The 18749-nt window shown below is 41.8% G+C and carries 13 protein-coding genes; 3 read left to right on the top strand and 10 right to left on the bottom strand.

What is annotated here, in order from left to right:
- Positions 1–115: 115 nt before the first annotated feature.
- Positions 116–1396: a DEAD/DEAH box helicase gene (locus GSQ19_RS15050; protein WP_011318746.1), complete on the top strand. Its 1281-nt coding sequence runs from the start codon at positions 116–118 to the stop codon at positions 1394–1396.
- A 131-nt stretch (positions 1397–1527) separates the two neighbouring features.
- Here the strand turns inward: GSQ19_RS15050 and GSQ19_RS15045 are convergent, their stop codons facing one another.
- A complete protein-coding gene (locus tag GSQ19_RS15045) occupies positions 1528–2205 on the bottom strand; it encodes a sugar transferase (protein WP_011318745.1) in 678 nt (225 codons plus the stop codon).
- A gap of 556 nt (positions 2206–2761) precedes the next feature.
- Here GSQ19_RS15045 and GSQ19_RS15040 point away from each other — a divergent pair.
- Positions 2762–3067, top strand: coding sequence for a hypothetical protein (locus GSQ19_RS15040; RefSeq protein WP_011318744.1), 306 nt, complete (start codon positions 2762–2764; stop codon positions 3065–3067).
- Between the two features lie 458 nt (positions 3068–3525).
- On the opposite strand, the gene folE is transcribed toward GSQ19_RS15040, so the two are convergent.
- The 9 genes from folE to GSQ19_RS14995 all read right to left on the bottom strand — a co-directional run bounded on the left by folE (position 3526) and on the right by GSQ19_RS14995 (position 14725).
- Positions 3526–4176: a GTP cyclohydrolase I FolE gene (gene folE, locus GSQ19_RS15035; protein ID WP_011318743.1), complete on the bottom strand. Its 651-nt coding sequence runs from the start codon at positions 4174–4176 to the stop codon at positions 3526–3528.
- Between the two features lie 98 nt (positions 4177–4274).
- Entirely contained in the window at positions 4275–5324 is a 1050-nt protein-coding gene (locus GSQ19_RS15030) for a CobW family GTP-binding protein (RefSeq protein WP_011318742.1), read from the bottom strand.
- Positions 5325–5469: 145 nt separating this feature from the next.
- A complete protein-coding gene (locus GSQ19_RS15025) occupies positions 5470–5652 on the bottom strand; it encodes a hypothetical protein (protein ID WP_011318741.1) in 183 nt (60 codons plus the stop codon).
- A gap of 151 nt (positions 5653–5803) precedes the next feature.
- Positions 5804–6814, bottom strand: a complete 1011-nt coding sequence (gene hemB / locus GSQ19_RS15020) for a porphobilinogen synthase (protein ID WP_011318740.1) — start codon at positions 6812–6814, stop codon at positions 5804–5806.
- Between the two features lie 116 nt (positions 6815–6930).
- Complete coding sequence (locus GSQ19_RS15015; protein ID WP_011318739.1) at positions 6931–8046, bottom strand: sensor histidine kinase; 1116 nt, start codon at positions 8044–8046, stop codon at positions 6931–6933.
- The gene (locus tag GSQ19_RS15010; protein WP_011318738.1) at positions 8043–8759 is read right to left on the bottom strand and encodes a response regulator transcription factor; all 717 of its coding nucleotides are present in this window, start codon (positions 8757–8759) and stop codon (positions 8043–8045) included. The genes GSQ19_RS15015 and GSQ19_RS15010 overlap by 4 nt, the downstream gene beginning before the upstream one ends.
- A 425-nt stretch (positions 8760–9184) precedes the next feature.
- The gene (locus GSQ19_RS15005; protein ID WP_010998860.1) at positions 9185–9895 is read right to left on the bottom strand and encodes a LabA-like NYN domain-containing protein; all 711 of its coding nucleotides are present in this window, start codon (positions 9893–9895) and stop codon (positions 9185–9187) included.
- A gap of 1186 nt (positions 9896–11081) precedes the next feature.
- On the bottom strand, positions 11082–12866 hold the full coding sequence (locus tag GSQ19_RS15000; protein WP_011318737.1) for an ABC transporter ATP-binding protein: 1785 nt from the start codon (positions 12864–12866) through the stop codon (positions 11082–11084).
- Between the two features lie 44 nt (positions 12867–12910).
- Positions 12911–14725: an ABC transporter ATP-binding protein gene (locus tag GSQ19_RS14995; protein WP_041456166.1), complete on the bottom strand. Its 1815-nt coding sequence runs from the start codon at positions 14723–14725 to the stop codon at positions 12911–12913.
- Between the two features lie 277 nt (positions 14726–15002).
- On the opposite strand from GSQ19_RS14995, the gene bchH reads away from it, so the two are divergent.
- Positions 15003–18665 carry a magnesium chelatase subunit H gene (bchH, locus tag GSQ19_RS14990; protein ID WP_011318735.1) on the top strand — a complete coding sequence of 1221 codons (3663 nt, stop codon included), beginning with the start codon at positions 15003–15005 and terminating at the stop codon, positions 18663–18665.
- Positions 18666–18749: the final 84 nt, after the last annotated feature.

Genomic DNA, 18749 nt, shown 5'->3' with positions numbered 1-18749 from the left:
GGGGTATTCGCTATCAGTCTTGGCGCTACTGCCCATCCCACGCCTCAAACCTTTGTCCGTCCGCCTAAGACTGATACCGCTACTGGTGACAGGCCGATGTTATATCCGGAGTTCTATGTCTTTTTCTCATCTCGGCTTGTCCAATGAAATTATTCGTGCTGTTACTGAGTTGGGGTACACCAAACCTACACCAATCCAGATGCAGTCCATTCCTGCTGTCTTGTCGGGACGTGACTTGCTAGCTGGCGCTCAAACTGGAACTGGGAAAACTGCCAGCTTTACCCTCCCACTGCTACATTTATTATCCCAAGATAGTCTTAAAAGCGCCTCCAGTCCTTCCTCCCCCATTCGGGCGCTGATTCTCACCCCGACTCGTGAACTTGCCGCACAGGTGGAATCAAGCGTACGTGACTACGGCAAGTACTTGAACCTCAACTCAATGGTGATGTTTGGTGGAGTCAGTATTAATCCCCAAAAACAGCGTTTAAAGGGTCGCGTGGATATTTTGGTTGCTACCCCAGGGCGACTCCTAGACCATGTGCAGCAGGGAACGGTAAACCTTTCACAGATTGAGATTCTCGTGCTGGATGAAGCCGACCGGATGTTAGATATGGGCTTTATTCGTGATATCCGTCGTATCCTCTCTTTGCTGCCCAAACAGCGACAAAATTTGCTATTCTTCGCTACATTCTCAGACAAAATCAAGGAACTAGCCGCCGGTCTGCTAAATCGCCCACAAATGATTGAAGTAGCACGCCGTAACGTTACCGCCGATACGGTGACACAAAAAGTCTACAAAATAGAGCGCGACAGGAAACGAGATTTACTTGCTCACCTGATTCGGAAAGATAATTGGTATCAAGTACTAGTATTTACTCGCACCAAGTATGGTGCTGACCGCCTGGTGAAACAATTGGGACATGAGCGCATTCAAGCTCTAGCTATCCACGGCAATAAGAGCCAGTCGGCACGTACCCACGCTCTGGCAAAGTTCAAAAATGGTAGTTTACAAGTTTTAGTGGCAACTGATATCGCCGCGCGGGGGCTGGACATCAGCGAATTGCCTTATGTGGTCAATTTCGATTTGCCCTATGTACCAGAAGATTATGTTCATCGCATTGGTCGCACTGGTCGTGCTGGTGCATCAGGTGAGGCTGTATCTTTGGTGAGCGCCGATGAATATCATTTGTTGGCAGATATTGAAAAACTGATTGAAAAACGATTGCCTTTTGAATTGGTAGCGGGTATTGGAGCTAATTCCCAAACTAAACCAGAACCAAGCCAGGATGAACGCAAGCAAAAACCCAAAGATAGTAAGCATCAGCCTCGCTCTGCTGCTCAAGCTGTGCCAAAGAAATCAGGGAAAAAACGTTTAACTAATTCTGGGAAAAGGTAAATAGACATCATTCAGTACGCATAAAGGCAAAGATGAAAAACACCGCCCCCTTGTGGGCGGTGTTTTCGGTAATAGGTAATGGGTAATTGATGAGAGCCAAGCTTGCTCAATCATTATTTTGAGCGATCGCTTTAGAAGGCTCCAACTCTAGCGACGATAACGTAAATTGTTTTACCAATCAGTAGCAAGTCGTATAGAGGATGCCAATTATTTTGATATTGCAAATCTAAATCTACTATCTGTTCAAAGTCTTTGACATGAGAACGTCCGTTAACTTGCCATTCGCCGGTTAAGCCAGGCTTGACGTTTAATCTTTGCCAGTGGCGATCGCTATATTTGGCTACTTCATCAGCAGTGGGTGGACGTGTTCCGACTAAACTCATGTCACCCATGAGGACGTTCCAGAATTGGGGTAGTTCATCTAAGCTAGTACTACGCAATAAACGCCCCACTTTAGTTACCCGAAAATCGTTTTTATTTTTAAAGATCAATCCGTCTGCTTCGTTATCTACTAAGGTTTTCAGTCTCTCCGCGTCGTTCACCATCGAGCGAAACTTCCAAATTTGGAAGGGACGACCCCGAAAACCATAGCGCTCTTGAGAAAAGAAAATTGGGCCTGGACTATCGAGCTTGATCGCGATCGCAATTGGTAAGAATGCGATCGCTAAAATTCCCAATCCCACTAAGCTGCCTAAAATATCTAAACAACGTTTGAACTTAGATTGCACTGAGGGATGGGGCATAAGCCCGAACGCCCAATCCTTATAAGTAGTACCTTGCAAGACGCTTTGTAATTGTGTTTGATACATGGTACGTTTTCTAGCCGAATGCCTAACAAAAAGGGTAATAACACTGAGTTGCACTCAACAAAATATAAACTCATCTTCATCAAAGACTCGGACATTTTACGGTATATTTACGTAATCTTCATCAACCTTCTGGGGATCATGAAGTTTTATAAATTTAAAATAAAGAGAAATAAATATTTCATGAGGAGGATGGTTGAAACACAATAATATGTATTAAAAATGCCTATAGTCGCAAATAATGTTACCAGGCGATCGTATGAGTGAAAAATCTCAAATTCATCTGATCAAAATTAAGTCCAGATAGACATCCCTAAGCAAGGATTCTCTTACCAAGATCAAATGCAGGTGACAGATACAAGGTAAAGCAATTAAACTAGCTCAATTATCATTGAAGTTGCAAAAATTCTTCTACCATTTGCTAGAAGCAGCCATCAATAAAATCATCAATAGTATGAAAAGAGCATTTATATAGAGTTGTATTTATTGGACTAGATTAGTCAATTATTAATATCCATACATTACTAAAATTCTCTCTTACAATCGGGGTAGTCAAGAAATGGTTGCATCTGGAGTCGAGGTAAAAATTAGTCGTCTAGAGTCCATTGTGGAGCAAATTGGGGAAGCAGTATTATCTACTACTGAAACCATTGAACGTCTCGCAGAAAGAGTGGAAAATCTGAGTTGCCAAGTAGAAGCACAAGGAAAGCAGTTACAGCAACAGGGGTATCAAATTTTTGCCTTGTGTGATGCAGTGCAGAGCCTCGCTGAATCTCAAGATGATTCCTTGCAAAAGCTAACACAACTAACACAAACTTTAGATAGACTTACTTCTTTAATTCAAGGAGAAGATGAAGAGGTTTAAAGAATAATGCTAAATTTTTCAACATAGATATAAACACAGAGACAAAATATCTTTTATCTCCACATTCATCTTTATAGGAAGTTTTAGCGTTGCAGATTTGTGGAATAAATGAAAATTTTTAGCCAGTAGCAGCGCATCTGTACCTTATTTATGGATTTATGGCATTAATTTTAAAGACAGATGCGCTATTACAAAACTTTTTTAAGCTTTGATTATTACTTGTATATAAGGGAATTCCAGATAAAAAATATCAAAAATGTAGAGTGCGTCAGTATGATAGAACTTAAATATACTCAGAAATTATTCATACTGACGCACCCTACCAAACCATCAATTTCGGATAATTTATTTTTTGGTGTCCTCTAAATCTTGGTTATTGATACCCATTTTCTATGAAGTTGCACCAGGTAAAGGTCTCTACAGTCCAGAATAAAGCACATCTTCATTAAGAAACGGTATTAGTGAAAATTAGCATTATGTCGTACTAAATTCATAAACTCTTCACGAGTGCGAGCATCTTCCGCAAATACACCACGCATTGCACTAGTTACAGTCCAAGAACCAGGCTTTTGTACACCACGCATCACCATGCACATATGAGTTGCTTCTACTACCACTGCTACCCCTTGAGGTTTGAGTAAACCTTGCAGTGCATCAGCAATTTGTAGCGTCAGACGTTCCTGTACTTGTAAACGTCGAGCGTACATCTCACAAACTCGCGCAATTTTAGATAATCCTATCACCTTACCATTGGGAATATAGGCAACATGAGCGCGACCAATAATTGGCAAAATATGATGTTCACAAGAACTGAAAATGTCGATATCCCGAATCAATACCATTTCATTGGCATCTTCTGTAAATACTGCACCATTTAACAGTTCATCTAAGGATTCATTGTATCCCTTAGTCAAAAACTGCAAAGCTTTTACCACTCGCTTAGGAGTATCTAGCAACCCTTCACGGTCAGGATTTTCTCCTAATCCAATTAGTAAAGTACGCACAGCCTGTACCATTTCTGCTTCTGTGACAGTTGGTGTTTGCTGAGTAGATAAAGAAGATACCATCTGAGCAGCAGAAACTGTATCGGGACGAATCGATAAAGTCATATTATTTCGTTTAATTGGTAGAGATTGTGAGTTAGTTAATAGTTAGAGATTGACAAAAATCTATTAACCGAGTCGTTTGATTACTTAACACTTCTTAATCATATCAAACAATTGTTAAGTTGTGTATAAATTTGCTGAGTCTCCAATTTTCTACCAATAAAAACTAATTGGTTCTTTGGTAAAGTATGCCATTCATCGGCGTGTAAGTTATAACGAGGCCCACTCAGTTGAAATATATGGCGTAACTCACTATCACTAAACCACAAAATACCCTTAGCTCGGAACACATTCTGGGGCATTTGTTCTGTGAGAAAATTCTCAAATTTATGAATATCAAACGGTCTATCAGACTGAAAAGATACCGCAACAAATCCATCATTATCTAAATGATGGGAGTGGTGTTCATGAAGATGGTGATGCTCATGATGGTCATGGTCTTGGCTATGATGCTCATGATTATGTTCATGAGGAGCTTCTGCATCATCAGTTGTATAGTCATCTTTTGAGGTTAAGCCAACACCTAAAATTAAGGGTAAAGCTACCTCACCATATTTGGTATGTAGGATTCTTGCACTATCTTTGACAGTTTGGATATAGTCTTCTAATGCTTGAATTTTTTCCGCAGTAGCCAAGTCTGTTTTGTTCAGGAGGATAATATCTGCATAAGTAAGTTGTTTTAAAGCAACTTCGCTCTCGAAATGAGTTGGTTCAAAAGCTTCCGCATCTACAACCGTCAAAATTGAATCAAGGTTTGTCAAATCCCTAAGCTCTGTACCTAAAAATGTTAAAATAATGGGTAATGGGTCAGCAACGCCAGTAGTTTCAATAACTAAATAATCAATACGTTCTTCTCGTTCCAAAACCCGATAAACAGCATCAACTAGACCATCATTGATAGTGCAGCATATACAACCATTGCTTAGTTCGAGCATATCTTGGTCTACAGACACTAATAACTGGCTATCAATATTAATATCGCCGAACTCATTGACAAGAACAGCTACTTTTAAGTCATGCTTATTTTTAAGAATTTGATTGAGTAGAGTTGTTTTACCACTACCTAAAAAGCCAGTAATGATTGTAACTGGCATTCCTCGTTTGGGAATTTCAGGAATTATGCTGGTTGTTTCTGCGGTTAGTGTATTCATAGGATGATGAGATGTTTGTGAACTATGAAATCAATGATGCTGTTGAATAATTGTGGCTATGTACGTATATTCAATTTCAGCAAATAGACTTGAGAGTTTTGTATTTGTCAATTACTTCTTGGCAGCCAATATGTACCGGCAATGTTCAATAATTGGAAACTATGTAAAATCCCTTGTCTGTCACTGAGTCAGTGGCTACTTTTGTCCCTAGAAATAACTTTTGTACTGCCATCGCCATAATGTGGGCGCAGGTGTGACGAATCCGCACAAGTTGCTCGTTGTTGTGCTGGTCTAAGTCTTTCTGGGACTGGGTTAAGGAACTGACCATATTAATAAATAATGAGAATCGTTATCATGTTAGCGCAAAATGGGTGGATTGGGAATTGGGAATGACTATAAAACTGGCTGGGACGATTTTTTTGATCATTAGTAATGGGTGATTGTCAAAAGTTCTCCCTTCTACTTCCCCATTCCCATTTTTAAAGCAACATCAGTGCTACTTCTCTGGCAAAGTAGGTGAGAATTAAATCTGCGCCGGCGCGTTTCATGCTGGTTAAAGATTCCAAAATCACTTGTTTTTCATCAATCCAACCCATTTGAGCCGCAGCTTTGATCATGGCATATTCGCCACTGACGTTGTAGGCTGCAACTGGTAACTGGGTGGCTTGACGGACTTGATAAATGATATCTAGATATGCCAGGGCAGGTTTTACCATAACAATATCTGCACCTTCGGCAATATCTAGTTCTACTTCTTTAATTGCTTCTCTAGCGTTGGCTGCGTCCATTTGATAAGTCTTTTTGTCGCCAAATTTGGGGGCAGAATCTAACGCATCTCGAAAGGGGCCGTAATAGGCAGAGGCGTATTTAGCGGAGTATGCCAAAATTCCTACATGAACGTAGCCTTCTGCATCTAAGGCTTGACGGATTGCGCCAATTCTGCCATCCATCATGTCGGAAGGGGCGACAAAATCTGTACCGGCGGCGGCTTGGGAAAGTGCCATTTTCACTAACACTTCCACAGTGGGGTCATTTAAGATTGTGCCGTTTTCAGCAACTAAACCATCATGTCCATGTGTGGTGAAGGGGTCAAGGGCTACGTCGGTGATAATAACAATGTCGGGAACTGCTTGTTTAATGGCTTTGACTGTTTGCTGTACTAACCCATCTGGATTGTAACTTTCTGCACCGATATCATCTTTTTTATTTTCGGAGATGACAGGGAAAAGTGCGATCGCCTTAATTCCTAGCTGTGATACTTCGGCTATCTCTTTGAGCAACAAATCTAGGGAGTAACGATAACATCCAGGCATAGAAGCAATTTCTACTTTTTGCCCCTCTCCTTCCATGACAAACATCGGATAAATCAAATCATCCACTGTCAGGGTAGTTTCCCGCACCATCCGCCTCAGTGTTACAGTCCGACGCAACCGACGGGGGCGTTGAAGCAGGTTCAATGGTTTGGCGGTAGATGGATTTTCAACTGACATAAGTCTTCACAAGATTGATAACCATTATCATAATGGAAGCCGTTCGTTTTGTGTGGAAAATATGAACGCTCAGAACCCCGACTTTTTTAAAAAGTCGGTGATCTATAAACTATTGCTTATGCTAGAGGCAAACAAAATCGGAAAGTGCTGCCAATACCAAGTTCACTATCTAAGTGAATTTCGCCACCTTGTAGTTCTACTAGGTGTTTAGTGATAGTTAAGCCAATACCTGTGCCACCGGAATGGCGATCGCGTGATTGATCAGCTCGCCAAAAGCGCTCAAATACATGAGGTATATCCTCTGAGGCAATACCAATCCCTGTATCAATCACGGCAATCCAGAGTTGCCTGTTTTCAGCCCATGTACGGATGGTAATTGAGCCTTTGACGGTATAACGGATGGCGTTACCTAGCAAGTTGACTAATATTTGTTCTGTGCGATCGATATCTGCTAGTACAAGGGGGATTTGGGGTGTAAATTCTGCAAGTAATACTGGCCCATCCTCCAACAATTGATCACTAAATCTTTCTACTAAAGACTCTAATAAAGGATATAGATTTACTGACTGTATTCTAATCGGTAAATAACCAGCTTCTGCCTTCGATAATTCTTGTAAATCATTGACCAATCGTTCTAAACGTTTAGTCTCTTTCGCCAAGCGCCGATAAACCTCTGGGGACGGTTCAATTTCACCATCGGCGAGTTCTTCTAAATAACCACGCACAACTGTTAACGGTGTGCGTAGTTCATGAGTCATATCTCCTATGAGTTCCCGTCGGCGTGCTTCCACCCCTTCCAAACTTGCAGCCATGCGGTTAAAACTCGTACCCAAGCGATTGAGTTCGGGGATGTCAGACAAAGGTAGTCGCGCTTGTAGATGACCAGCAGCAAACTGTTGAGTGATTTGTTCCATCTCAGTTAATCGCTGCATAATCCGTTTAGAAACCCAGTAACTCAAGCCTCCCGCAGCCGTGCTACCGACTAAAACTGACCAAATAGTGCTACTGCGCCAAGCAATCTCGAACCCTTGGACTAAATCTGCACGAACATTGATTAAATTTACCCCTTCACTTTCCAATCTTTCTAGGTGCAGGACAAAAAAGCGCGGTGACGAAACTCTACTGATAATCACCAGACTAATTAATCCCACTATCATCACCACTAAATGGGAGACAAACAAGCGAGATGCTAAAGGTAGGGATTTTGTCCAACGCCAACCTTTGTTGATCATGCTGAAATTACGGGAGAGTCTTCAAATTTATAACCAACTCCGACGACAGTTTTAATAAAACTGGGATTAGTGGGATCAGGCTCAATTTTTTTTCTGAGCCTAGCTACATGAGTATCCACAACACGCTCATCACCAAAAAAATTATCTCCCCACAATTTGTCAATTAGTTGGGTTCGGTTCCACACCCGCCCAGGATTGCTGACAAAAGTGCTTAATAAATTAAATTCTAGAGTAGTTAAATCTAAAGCTTCTGCTTGATGGGCATCTATTTGACGACTAGCAGTCCGTTGGTCTACATCTACTATAAAGTGTTGAGTTCGACTTACCTGATTTTGTCCCCCTTGACGTAGACTGCGCCTTAGAAGCGCCCGCACTCGCGCTACCAACTCTCTAGGGCTGAAGGGTTTGACCATATAGTCATCAGCACCCGTAGACAAGCCAATTACCCGGTCTATTTCCTCACCTTTAGCTGTAAGCATTAGTATATATGGGTCTTTTGCCCCAGGTTTCTGGCGAATTCTCGCGCAAACTTCCAACCCATCTAACCCTGGAATCATCAGGTCTAGGATGATTAAATCTGGTGGTTGTTCTTGGAACATTCGTAAAGCATTGATTCCATCGCGGCTAGTCCGACAGGAAAAGCCCTCTTTTTCTAAGGAATGTTGAATTAACTGAGCAATTTCTGATTCATCCTCAACAATTAGAATGTCCATTTCGATGTAAGGTACGCAGCGTAATTTCTAGGCTTGTTATTTTATTTCAGCAACTGCAAGAGTTCTGATAGTAATTAATTTAACACTTACGCTTTTAGTTGTGCTTGAGCTAGATATAGCTTTTAGGTTAGTAAGGAAAAGTATCTGTAGGCAATGCCTACCATATCATGCTTGTGGTGGGCATTGGCCAACGCCACTTGCTCTAAGCCGGGGAACCCGTCCAACGCAGTGGCTGCCCTACGTATAGTTCATAAATCGAATATTAGTCTTATAGATTTTAGGTTATTAAAACTAATTTACGGTTTGCAAACATGAAAAAAGAAAGGAATATCAAGTGCATCCTTTCTCAATAGCTTTTATCCAAATCTGGTGAAATTATCTTTCACTTAACCATATTGAGTATTAACTCAACCAACCTTTATATTTTAAAGATTAGAATTAGATAGCGTCCGATAGCCATATCCTAGATGGGAATCCTTTTGGATATATTGTTTAATGCTATCGAGGTCAATAAAGTAGTCGGCGACATCAATTAAACAGTCGTTAGTCATGGTTCGTAAACTGACGACTTCTACACGAACTCCGGTGCTGCTGACTGCGTTGACTGCGTATGCTAAATCACCATCACCACTCACCAAGACAGCTGTATCATAATGAGGTGCTAAGGTGATCATGTCTACAGCAATTTCTACGTTCAAATTTGGTTTTTTGTTGTTATCTGTAACTTGGAGTTCTTTGGTGACAACACGATAACCGTTACGGCGCATCCAAAATAGAAAACCTTGTTGCTTATCATTGGTGCGTTGACGTGTAGGAGTTGGTCGAGACATATCAACTCCGGTGTAGAAAAATGCCCGTAATAATCTAGAACCCGCAGTTAAACGGCAAAGTAATTTGAGGTAATCGATTTCGATACCAAGTTGTAAAGCGGCTTGAAATAGATTAGCACCATCGATGAAAATAGCTACTCGACCCCGATTTAAGTCATTAGTAATAGATACATCATTTCTAGGTTCTCGCTGCCTAGAAACTTCATGTTTGCTACCATTTTTTATCTGTATTTTGGTCGGTAAATGCGGTTCTTCCGCTTGGTGGTGATATGAATTTTTTCCTTTCGTAAAACTGGAGTTAGTCATTGAGTCCTCTGGATTTTAAATCTGGCGAAGCGTTTGAGGTAATAGACAATAGACCATCTGTGCTGAGCAATCAGCAAAACAATAAATGATATTCAGTCACTTGAAATACACTCAAATTGGTCTAATTGTGTAGATTTCAAAGTTTAACGACCCAGAGTATTAAACTCTTTTCAGGAAAAGTTTTACGAGATATCCCCTCTGCCTATAGATATGCTGTTCATCTCTTACCACTACAGCGCATCAACTTGCCATAAAAGACAAGGGATTGAGAGGGAGAATAGTTTGCTGTGTTGGTCAACCAAAGCATAAGTCATTGGCATCTCTTCTTATTGTATATCTGACTCAAAAAAAAGTTACATTAAGGTAATATGTACATATTCATGTTGATTCATTGACAAAAATAAATTACTATTTAATCTTTAGTAATGTACAATTTATTCTTAGATTTTCTCATCTAATCTAGATAATACATTTGTAATTTTGATAAAGAAACAATAGGTATATATTTATATCAATTCTCTATGAAGTTGCGCCAAATAAATGATGTAGAGACGTTGCATGGAAAGTCTCTACAGTACGGAATAAAGTGCATCTTTATCAAGAAACGGTATTTAGTACCTGTTTAGTAATAATTATGGAGTTTAAATATTCAATGATTATCTACGGTCTGTTATGGAGCGTGGTTAAGATTAATTTAATGTGAGTTCGATAAATTCGGAAGAACCCCTCTCCAAACCTCTCCCCGACGCGGGTAGAGGCTTAAAAACCTGATTATTTGGTACTCAGTTATAGATTGTCAGCCCCTTCCCTTGTAGGGAAGGGGTTGGGGTTAGGTTCCGTCAAACTCCTAAGAAAACAGAAAGTTTTCTTTCGCCCTTCCCGTAGGTGCGCCTCCGTTGGAGACTCACGTTAATTTAATACTAGTATTTGGATTTTTGTACTGCTAATTACAAATCAACTTAACCTTGCTTGCGCCTTCAGATGGAGGGGAGATATTTGATTTCAAAGTTAAATTTAAATTCCAGACTAGTCCACAATCAGATGTCTTTGCTAATCACCTCTGAGGTAGAAAATCCAGAGGTGATTTTTTTCATATATCCCTTAGATCCCCGACTTTTTTGAAAAAGTCGGGGATCTGAACACCCGCAGTCCGTCACATTATTACCAATTACCAATTACCCATAAATTATTGTGCTGTCGCTGCCCCCAGTTGGAGTGCATACAGATTAGCGTAAATACCTTGCTGCCTGACAAGTTCTGCGTGAGTACCTCGTTCTACGATTTGCCCTTGCTGAATAACCAATACTTGATTAGCTTGGGTAACGGTGCTGAGGCGGTGGGCAATGACAAAACTGGTGCGACCCTGTAATAAACGGGCGATCGCATCCTGTACTAGAGCTTCTGTTCGGGTATCTATACTACTGGTTGCTTCGTCAAGAATCAAGATGCGGGGATTAATTAATACTGCACGAGCAATACTAATCAGTTGTCTTTGTCCTTGGCTGAGAGGTGCGCCCCGTTCGCCTAATTTGGTTGTGTAACCTTGCGGTAGTGAAGTGATAAACTCATGGACGTTTGCCATTTGTGCCGCCGCTTCAATTTCGGCTTGAGTGGCATAAGGCGCGCCAAAAGCAATATTTTCGGCAACAGTACCGCTAAACAAAATATTATCTTGCAGGACAATGCCAATCTGATGGCGGAGGCTGGCTTGAGTCACACTACGCACATCAACGCCATCAATTTTTACCGCACCGTCAGACACATCATAAAAACGCAATATGAGGTTAATAATTGTTGTTTTGCCTGAACCAGTCGCCCCTACTAATGCCACCATCTGTCCTGCATCAGCGTGTAAATTAACTCCTTTGAGGACTAGTTGCTCTGGATTATACCCAAACTTAACATCCTCAAATGTCACCTCACCTTGAATAGGAGGCATTTGGGTGGCGTTGGGTGCGTCATTGAGTTGGGATGGTTCATCTAGTAAGAGGAAAATACGCTCTAATCCGGCAAAGGCTGACTGAGCTTGGGTGTAAAACTGACTGAGGATTTGGATGGGGCGGAAGAATTGCTGGACGTAAAGTAAAAATGATGTTACCACACCCACAGTTGCGGCTCCTGTCACGGCAAGATAACCACCATAGGCAAGGACACCTGCTGTAGCTAAGGTGTTGAGAAAATCAATTGATGGTAAAAATGCCGCCGTAATTGCTACGGCTTCAACGTTGGCATCACGATTAGCGGCGTTGAGAACGTCAAATTCTGCGATGTTGAGATGTACCCGGTTAAAGGCTTGGGCTTCTCGCACACTGCCAATATCTTCTTCTAACTTGGCGGAAAGTTCCCCAATTGTTTGTCTGGTGACGCGAAATTTAGTCCTAGCCCAACGCGCAAATAAGCTGGTGGTAAAAATCATCAGAGGGACAACTAAGTTACTTAACAACCCAAGTTGTAAGTTAATTGAAAGCATAGCAATGACAATACCTACCAAACTGAAGGTATTACCTAGCATTTGTGCCACCGTTTGCCCAAAGGCTTGATTAACAGTGTTGACATCGTTTAGCAGACGACTCATTAAATCACCGGCTTCACTGCGGTCAAAAAAGCTGAGTGGCAAACTTTGAATTTTGGTAAAAATATCTTGCCTCAACTGAGCCAGTAATCGCTGCATAATCCAGCCGACGCGGATAATTTGCCCCCGAATTGCCCAGATACCAAAACTATAATTTAGGCCTAATAACACTAATAACAGTAGCAATCCTGGTAAATTGCCTTTGGCTATGAGGTTATCTACTGACCAACCTAGTAAAAACGGCCCGATCGCCTGGGTGACAGCACCGATTAATACTAAACTCAAAGCAATGGGAACTTCTTTGCGAAAGGGACGCAAGTATTGTAAAAAACGCCGTAAGGTTGAAAGTTGCTTAGTTGCTTGTTGTTCGGAGGCAATAACTGGGGCTGGAGTTCTCATAGGGAGTTGTCAGTTGTTAGTTGTCAGTTGTCAGTTGTCAGTTGTTAGTTGTTAGTTGTCAACCCCCCATTCCCTACCTTTTCTGTCTCCTGTCTCTTCTTCACTTGAGATTCCAAAATTGCGCCATAGAGTGGGCTGGTTTGCATTAGTTCTTCGTGAGTACCTTGGGCTACTAACCGTCCTTTATCTATGAGAAAAATGCGGTCGGCGTTTTTGACTGTGCTGATACGTTGGGCTACAACAAAGGTGACACAAGCTTTTTGCCGCATCATGCTATCCAGTTCGGCTTGAATTTCAGAGGCGGTTTTAGCATCAACGGCCGAAGTACTATCATCCAAAATCAAAATACTGTAATCGGTGAGGAGGGTGCGAGCAATCGCTATTCGTTGCTTTTGTCCACCAGATAAACCTACGCCACGTTCACCAACTATGGTTTCGTAACCATCTGGCAGGCTGATAATAAAATCATGAATTTGGGCAGTTTTCGCTACTTCTATTACCTGTTCTAATGATGCTTTAGGTTTGGCATAGGCGATATTCTCGCGGATAGTTCCCGAAAATAGGGTGGTTTCTTGAAATACAATGCCGATGTGCTTTCTGAGGCTGTTGAGGGTAAAGTCTCGCACATCTCGCCCATCAATGCGAATTGCCCCTTTGGTGACATCATAAAAGCGGGGAATCAGGTTCATAACGGTACTTTTCCCGGAACCTGTCATGCCTAAAATGGCTATTAATTCGTTAGGTTTAGTTTCAAAGGAAACATCTTTTAGGGCTTCTGTAGCTGCACCAGGATAGCGGAAAGACACATTTTCAAAGGTGATTCTACCACCACAAATTTCAAAGGGAATGGCATCAGCGCGATCGCGGATTTCTACTGCTGCATCTACGACCTCATAGACTCGTTGAGCAGAAGCGGCTGCTTGGGCGATCGCTGGCGCAGCAAAACCAATCAGTAAAATTGGTTGCAAAATTAATACTAGATAGGCGTTAAAGGCTACTAGTTCACCAATGGAGAAAGTATTGCCAATTACCTGCGCCCCACCATAGCCAAACACCGCCAGGGTTACCAAGTTACTCAGTAAAAAGATAAACGGAAAGGTATTACGAATGGCGCTAATTGTCTTCATGTTAGCCGTCACTAGGGCATCATTCAGACCTGTGTAACGTGACCTTTCCGCCGACTCCCGCACAAAAGCTTTGACTACCCTGATACCAATCAGATTTTCTTGCAATACAGCATTTAGGTCACTTAGTTGCTCTTGTACTTGCCGAAACAGGCGGTCATTTTGGGTGATGAATCGCGCCATTAACCACCCTGACATGGGTACAACTGTTAAGGTAATTAGTGCTAGTTGCCAATTCATGACTAGTAAAATTACGGCTGCACTGGCTAACGTCACTATTCCACTAATTACCTGAATTAAGCTAGTACCGATAAAAGTGCGGATTTGCTCAATATCACTAGTGACGCGGGTTAAGAGTTGAGAAGTTTGTGACTGGTCATGATAGCTAAAACTGAGATTTTGAATTTTGCTAAAAATCTTGTTTCGCAGTTCATAAGCTACACCTTGGGAAGCCGCCTCTGCCAAATAACTTTGACCAAAATTAAACACACCGCGAGCGATCGCCGCAACTACCATCCAGGCGGCACTGTAAAGTACTATCTGTAAGTCTTTCTTGACAATGCCCTGATCAATTCCCCAGCGAAATAGTTGGGGCGTGACTGCATTTGCCACCGTCAACAGCAAAAGACTCAACAAAGCCCCCAGCGAAATCAATCTATAATTCCGCAAACTCTCCAATACACGCCCAATGGCCTGCATAGACGAGTTTTCCTGAAGTTCTGATTGTGGAACCACTGGAATTTATCCCTGATATCTTTTAAAAATTATCCCCTACAAAGGTTAAAAAAAAGACCCCCGGTGGTTAACCGAGGGGTTCTGCAAGTCTGTATGGTCGCACAAAGAACATTCATGAACCTCAGAATACCAACCTGATAATTATCAAATGTGCCAAATTGCCAAAATTGGGAATTAGGGACAAATCAATCCCCTATCCCTTTTCTCTAACTGATGCCCAATTGTCAAGAGCTTTATGTAAAATTTTAGGTAAAGAAATGTTTCTTGGCTTACGGGAATGAAACGCATCGTTTTGATTGCTGGATTTGAATCATTTAATGCTGACTTGTACAGAAAAGCAGCCTTTTTGGCTAATTCTCGCTGTGCTGATTTAGATATTCGGGTGTTTAGCGATCGCGATATTACCAGCAAACGTCTGGAAGTGGAAGCGGCCTTGCAAGGCGCGGATGTGTTTTTTGGTAGCCTACTATTTGATTATGACCAAGTTGTGTGGTTGCGCGATCGCGTTTCCCAAATTCCCATCCGCTTAGTATTTGAGTCAGCCTTAGAATTGATGAGTTTAACTAAACTGGGTGCTTTCGCCATTGGTGATAAACCAAAGGGAATGCCCAAACCTGTTAAATTTATTCTCGACAAATTCAGCAACGGACGAGAAGAAGACAAACTCGCGGGTTATATTAGCTTTTTAAAAATCGGCCCCAAACTCTTAAAATTTGTCCCAGTGCAGAAAGTCCAAGACTTACGCAACTGGTTAATTATCTATGGTTATTGGAACGCCGGCGGCACTGAAAACGTGGCTGCTTTATTTTGGACGCTAGCAGAAAAATATTTAGATTTAAAAATCGGTGACATTCCCCCACCAATTGAAACCCCCAACATAGGTTTATTGCATCCCGATTATCCAGGGTTTTTTGCATCCCCCCGCGAATATTTGGCATGGTATCAAACCCATCCCCGCAACGTCGCCACAAATCCAGTTGTTGGTATTCTCCTCTACCGTAAACACGTCATCACCAAACAACCCTATATTCCCCAATTAATTCGCCGCTTTGAAGATGCGGGTTTCATTCCCTTACCTATTTTTATCAACGGCGTAGAAGGACACGTTGCGGTACGGGATTGGATGACGACTGACTACGAATTTCAGCAACGCCAAATCGGTAATATTGCCACACCCTCACTATCCCCAGAAGCCGTTAAAGTTGATGCAATTGTTTCCACTATTGGCTTTCCTCTGGTCGGTGGCCCGGCGGGTTCAATGGAAGCTGGTCGTCAGGTGGAAGTAGCCAAGCGCATTCTTACCGCCAAAAATGTTCCTTATATTGTCGCTGCACCTTTATTAATTCAAGATATCCATTCATGGACACGTCAAGGTGTGGGTGGTTTGCAAAGCGTAGTGTTATACGCCTTACCAGAATTAGACGGTGCAATTGATACCATACCCCTTGGTGGTTTGGTGGGTGAAGATATTTATTTAGTTCCTGAACGGGTACAGCGTCTCATTGGTAGAGTTAAAAGCTGGATTGCTTTACGCCAAACACCCCCAGCAGAACGGAAAATTGCCATCATCTTATATGGGTTCCCTCCTGGTTATGGGGCTACGGGTACGGCTGCATTATTAAATGTTCCTCGTAGTTTGATTAAATTACTCCACGCCCTCAAAGACCAAGGTTACAACGTCGGCGATATCCCAGAAGATGGGGAAGAATTAATTCGTCTGGTGAAGGAAACTGATGAAGAGATGGAAAGATGGGAGAAAAATAAACCTTTTCCTTCTTCAGCTAATACTGTTAATTCCCGTAAATTGGAAAAATGGTTGGGATATCTCCGCACTTCCCGTATCGAAAAACAATGGAAATCTTTGACAGGTAGCGGAATCAAAACCTACGGTGATGAACTTCATGTTGGTGGTGTGCAGTTAGGAAACGTGTGGATAGGTGTCCAGCCACCATTGGGGATACAAGGCGACCCTATGCGCCTGATGTTTGAACGTGATTTAACACCCCATCCCCAATATGCTGCTTTTTACAAATGGTTGCAAAATGAATTACAAGCTGATGCTGTTGTCCATTTTGGTATGCACGGGACTGTAGAATGGTTACCCGGTTCACCTTTGGGTAATACTGGTTATTCCTGGTCAGATATTTTGTTGGGAGATTTGCCCAATCTATATATATATGCAGCCAATAATCCTTCCGAGTCGATTTTGGCCAAGCGTCGCGGTTATGGGGTGCTAATTTCTCACAATGTCCCGCCTTATGGTCGCGCTGGGTTATATAAGGAATTAATTACACTGCGGGATTTAATTGCAGAATATCGAGAAGACCCGCAAAAGAATTATGTCTTGAAAGAAGGGATTTGTAAAAAGATTGTTGATACAGGTTTAGATACAGATTGCCCCTTTGAAGATGCCAAACGCTTGGGTATTTCCTTCACTCCAGAAAATATCAGAATGTTTAGCGCCCATGCTTTTGATGATTATTTGGTGAAATTATATGAGTATTTGCAAGTTTTAGAAACGCGCTTGTTTTCTTCTGGGTTACATACATTAGGTGAAGCACCAAATCAAGAAGAATTAGCGTCTTATCTCAATGCTTATTTTGGTGAAGAACAATCAAAAGACCCAGAAATTGAGCAGCAAATTACAGATTTGTTAATGCAAACTACAGATGAATTAACTAATTTATTACGCGGATTAAATGGTGAATACATTCCCCCAGCACCGGGAGGCGATTTGTTACGGGATGGTGCTGGTGTATTACCCACAGGTCGAAATATTCACGCTTTAGACCCCTATAGAATGCCATCCCCCGCAGCTTATGAACGGGGTCGAGAAATTGCTCAAAAAATCATCGCCCAGCATTTACAAGAACATCATACATATCCCGAAACCGTAGCAGTTTTATTGTGGGGATTGGATGCGATTAAAACTAAGGGTGAATCTTTAGGGATTCTTTTAGAATTAGTCGGTGCTGAACCTGTGAAAGAAGGAACAGGTCGCATTGTGCGTTATGAATTGAAGCCTTTAGCAGAAGTCGGACATCCCCGTATTGATGTGTTAGGAAATCTGTCAGGAATTTTTAGAGATAGTTTTGTCAACATCATTGAATTATTAGATGATTTATTTCAAAGAGCTGCTGATGCTGATGAACCAGAAGACCAGAATTTTATTAGAAAACACGCTTTAGCTTTAAAAGCCCAAGGCGTAGAAAATGCTTCCGCGAGATTATTTTCCAATCCTGCGGGTGATTTTGGTTCTTTGGTCAATGATAGAGTTGTTGATGGTAACTGGGAATCTGGCGAAGAGTTAGGCAATACTTGGCAAAGTCGCAATGTGTTTAGCTATGGCAGACAAGACAAAGGACAAGCTAGACCAGAAGTATTGCAGGAACTTTTGAAGACGAGCGATCGCATTGTGCAAGAAATAGATTCGGTAGAATATGGTTTAACCGATATTCAGGAATATTACGCCAACACCGGCGGGTTGAAAAAAGCAGCCGAAAAGCAAAGCGGTAAGAAAGTTACGGCTAGTTTTGTCGAAAGTTTCTCTAAAGACACCACACCCCGCAACTTAGAAGATTTATTGCGGATGGAATACCGAACTAAATTACTTAATCCCAAATGGGCTGATGCAATGGCGAATCAAGGTTCCGGTGGCGCTTATGAAATTTCCCAACGCATGACAGCCCTAATCGGTTGGGGTGGTACGGCTGATTTTAAAGATGATTGGGTTTATGACCAAGCTGCTGATACTTATGCTTTAGACCCCGAAATGGCAGAGAAACTACGCCAAGCCAACCCAGAAGCTTTTCGTAATATCCTCAACAGGATGTTAGAAGCGCATGGACGGGGTTTATGGCAAGCTGATACAGATAAGTTAGATAAGTTGCGTCAGTTGTATGAGTTGACAGATGAACAATTGGAAGGTGTGACGGTTTAAGAAAATAATTTCTAGGTTAGGACTAACCAGAGACAAATTTTTCCAAGCATTGAAAAACCGTCCGTTGCATAAATGTGGGATGAT

This window comes from Trichormus variabilis 0441, from assembly GCF_009856605.1.
Classification (GTDB): domain Bacteria; phylum Cyanobacteriota; class Cyanobacteriia; order Cyanobacteriales; family Nostocaceae; genus Trichormus; species Trichormus variabilis.
This window is presented reverse-complemented; position numbering and strand designations above follow the sequence as displayed.